Here is a 3,044-nt window from a genome sequence, read left to right as displayed (position 1 = left end):
GTAATTTCTATCTTTCCCTCTTTTTCATTCCATATTGATTCATTCTTTGTTTTTTTTGTAAGTTGGCGATTAATCCTTTCCGTATCCCACCAACCAGCTACTGGACGTGGTGTTCCTTCTTTAATTTTTAAAGGTACTATTTCCACTTTTGCTAATCCGTTATTTTGTAAGTGGTATTGTACCAATGCACTATCTTTTGTTCTTGTCCATCCTTGATCAAAAATAAAATTTCCTAAGCTATAAAATATAATACTATTTTTATACACTTCAAAAGATTGGAGAACGTGTGGATGATGACCAATAATAATATCCGCACCTGCATCAACCATAGCTTTTGCTAATGCTTTTTGTCTTGGATTTGCTTCAGTATCATATTCATCTCCCCAGTGCGCATTAACAATTACCAAATCTGCATTTCCTTCTTTAGATTTTTTAGCTTTTCTAATAAGTTCAAAAAATATATCCGGATTCATATTCAGTACACCAGCCTGTTCTTTTGTTGCAATAAACCCATCCACATATGCATCTGTAAAACCAAGTGAAGCAACTCTCACACCATTTAAATCTTGATATACAATATTTTTAGCGTCTGTTAAATTTCCCCCGGCTCCTATGTAATCTAAGTTTTCTTCCTTAAAAACTTGTAAGGTATCCCTTAAACCTTTTTCACCATAATCCATCATATGGTTATTTGCTAAATTTAAAATTGTAAAACCAGCCTCTTTAGTAGCTGCAACTGCTTGCCTTTGTGTTTCTAGATGAATATATTTCTCTGCTTTTTCATATTGTTCCTTCGTTTTTAGTAAAACAGGATTTTCAAAATTACCACTAACGTAATCTGAATTCTCAAAGTATGGTAAAGTGTATCTGAAAACATAAGTAGGACCATAACGTTCGGAGATTTCTTTTATATTCCGTCCCATCATTACATCACCAACCATCGTCATCGTAAATATTGCTTCTGTATTAGCAGCTATCGATTCCGTTGCTTTAGTACGTTCAAAAAATGAAAAACAGATTAACGCTATTGAAATACCTAGTAATGTAGTTAATGTATATAGAGTGTTTTTTTTCTTAGTCTTTTTACTAAAAGCTAAGAGCTTTTCTTGAAATGTTAAATTTTTTTTCATTTTTCTCTCCTTAAAATAGATAATAAACGTTTAAAATTCCGAAGGTAAGACCACTTAATAAAAGTGTACTACCCATAGTTAATGGCAAACCTTGTTTTTGGATTGTATTAGCAATTAACCCTGGGACAATGACACCAATACCTCGAAACTCATAAACTTCAAACGGCATTACAGGATACAAGTAATCAAATATAAGTTTTAAGCAAATTCCAGTAATAAGCATTGCTGCAAATTTTCGACGGCCATATAAAATTGTAAAACGTGCTATACCATGTGTTACGATTAAGTACGTTAAAATACTGATAAGTAATACTAGTAACATAAATACAGGCTGATTAAAAACGAGGGATAAATAACCAGCTACAACTAATCCTGAAGGTAATATTCCCGTTTTTTCTGTATATATGAGGCTTAAGGTTACACCTAATACTAATGCGATATATAAATCTGATCCAAACATTACTTCCCCTCCATAAATTTTTTATGTTTTTAGCTAACTTGGCTTACTAACTCTTCTTCTATGATTGCATCAATTAATGGTGTAGCTGCTCCATGAATATTTCCTATACCATATACAATACGACCTCTTATATACGGGCGCATAGCGTTCATAATTTCCTCTGTTGACCAACCTTCTAAATCAACAAACAAATTTGCTGGTATTAAGCCTTTCTCATGAAAATCCTTAATAGGAGCGGTTGTCTCTCCTATGGCTAATAATATTTCTGCCTCAATATACGGTAATACATCCCTCGCAAACTGTTCAGTTCTATCTACACGATCCGCTCTACAATTCATAATAATAATGGGCGCTTTCTCGCTATATTTAAAAGAATTTACTCTTTCCCAAATACGTAAGGTTGATGATGCATCATTTGCTGCAAATCCATTTACAAAAAATGATGGTTCTACCGCTTCTCCAAATCGTGTAATTCGCATTGCACCAGGATCTGATTGAGCATTTAACATACCACGAAATGCTGTTTCTTCATTAATACCTATTGCTTCGGCAACGGCTAAGGCAATCGATGCATTATCAGGGAATACCATATAATCAAATTTTCGTAAAAATTCATCTGAAATTTTTGAGTTATCTGCTGTTATTACCTTTGTATTTCTTTGTTTAGCTACCTTTTTGAAATACTCTAAATAATCGCTTTCGATCGTTACTAAATAACCATTGTATGGAATTGTTGCCGTAAATGCATCTGCTACCTCATTAAGTGTAGGCCCCATAACATCCATGTGGTCCTCTAAAACATTGACAATGACACCAATATTCGCATTAATCATTATATTCTGAAAAATAATTTGGTAATCTGGCTGAACAGCCATACATTCACATACAAGAGCATCTGCTTCTAAATCTGCTACTTCTTTTATTACTCTCCGCTGTTCACCAATATTAGGCCCTTCTTTTCGTCGTTTTATTGGTGACTCATCTTTGGTAAACCAATAAATCATTCGTGCGGATGTTCCAGTCGTTTTTCCCACAACCTTATAATTAGCCTCTTTCACAACCCCGGTAATTAATCTTGTAACAGTGGACTTTCCTCGAATTCCATTTACATTGATTCTGACTGGTATTGAATGTAACCTTTTTTGATGCAATATACGCTCCCAAATACCATAAGTTAATAGAATTACTACACATAATACTATAGTTAGTATCATTTACAGTTCCACTCCTTCTAGAATTTTAATAACCCTACAACACACCCCCATACATTGATTAGATATGGTTAATCCATGAATTACGTAAAAATATGTTTTTGCGTAGCTCATTTAATTTACTATATAAAAGAAAAGGACATTAGTAATTGTTTCCGTATAGATAAATAAAAAGCATACCGTAGTAACTTTTCGGAGATTTCTAAGGCTTCTCTTTGTGACTATACTTACATAAATGTAATA

The 3,044-nt window shown here is 33.3% G+C and carries 3 protein-coding genes; all 3 read right to left on the bottom strand.

Going from position 1 to position 3,044, the window contains the following annotated elements:
- A partial coding sequence (locus tag ACQGSG_RS27945; protein ID WP_426948572.1) for a CapA family protein occupies positions 1-1,130 on the bottom strand: 1,130 nt, incomplete at its 3' end.
- A gap of 10 nt (positions 1,131-1,140) precedes the next feature.
- Positions 1,141-1,590 carry a poly-gamma-glutamate biosynthesis protein PgsC gene (pgsC, locus tag ACQGSG_RS27940; protein ID WP_426948570.1) on the bottom strand — a complete coding sequence of 150 codons (450 nt, stop codon included), beginning with the start codon at positions 1,588-1,590 and terminating at the stop codon, positions 1,141-1,143.
- Positions 1,591-1,619: 29 nt separating this feature from the next.
- Positions 1,620-2,804 (bottom strand): poly-gamma-glutamate synthase PgsB, encoded by a 1,185-nt coding sequence (pgsB, locus tag ACQGSG_RS27935; protein ID WP_426948568.1) that lies wholly within the window; start codon positions 2,802-2,804, stop codon positions 1,620-1,622.
- Positions 2,805-3,044: the final 240 nt, after the last annotated feature.

The sequence above is a fragment of the Bacillus sp. GMa5/1 genome, assembly GCF_050172015.1.
Taxonomy (GTDB): Bacteria; Bacillota; Bacilli; order Bacillales; family Bacillaceae_G; genus Bacillus_A; species Bacillus_A cereus.
The sequence above is the reverse complement of the archived record's forward strand: the minus strand, read 5'-3'. Positions and strand labels throughout refer to the sequence as shown.

What these genes read in the sequence shown, in the direction of transcription:
- pgsC (WP_426948570.1), bottom strand. Translation starts at nt 1,590, where the DNA reads ATGTTTGGATCAGATTTATATATCGCATTAGTATTAGGTGTAACCTTA.
- pgsB (WP_426948568.1), bottom strand. Translation starts at nt 2,804, where the DNA reads ATGATACTAACTATAGTATTATGTGTAGTAATTCTATTAACTTATGGT.